The 549-nt window shown below is 46.8% G+C and carries 1 protein-coding gene; it reads right to left on the reverse strand.

All coding sequences use genetic code 11. The features are described 5' to 3' along the window. On the reverse strand, positions 1 to 549 hold a 549-nt coding region (locus R7E78_RS29555; protein WP_411913790.1), incomplete at both ends, for a 3-phosphoshikimate 1-carboxyvinyltransferase.

A 549-nucleotide genomic window follows, 5' to 3' on the forward strand; every position in this document is an offset into this window, starting at 1 on the left:
GGCTTTGAGACCAAATCACCTTCAATCTTAATACGCACTTCGCTTTCGGCAAGTGGTGCAGACATCAAAAAAGCCGTGAGAAACTGACTAGAAATAGAACCATCAATCGACACTGTGCCTGCTTTCAGACCAGTACCGACAATCTTTAGTGGTGGGTAGTTTGTGTTTTCCAGATATTCAATATCTGCTCCCGCCTCTTGCAATGCAGTCACAAGATGACCAATTGGTCGTTCTTTCATACGAGGCTCGCCAGTAAGCACATATTCACCTTGGCCAACACAAAGTGCGGCTGCTAAAGGTCGCATGGCTGTGCCCGCATTGCCCAGAAAGAGCTCGACAGGTTCTGATACTGAGAACGGACGACCAAGGCCTTCAACTACACATTCTGTTTTATCTGCAGATAATGTGTACTTCACGCCTAGTTTAGTGAGTGCGTTTAGCATGTGACGAATGTCGTCACTATCGAGAAGGTTGGTGAGACGAGTCGTCCCCTTTGCTAATGCAGCGAGTAAAAGTGCTCGATTAGAAACACTTTTGGAACCAGGAAGG

The sequence above is a fragment of the Vibrio sp. YT-19(2023) genome, assembly GCF_033337395.1.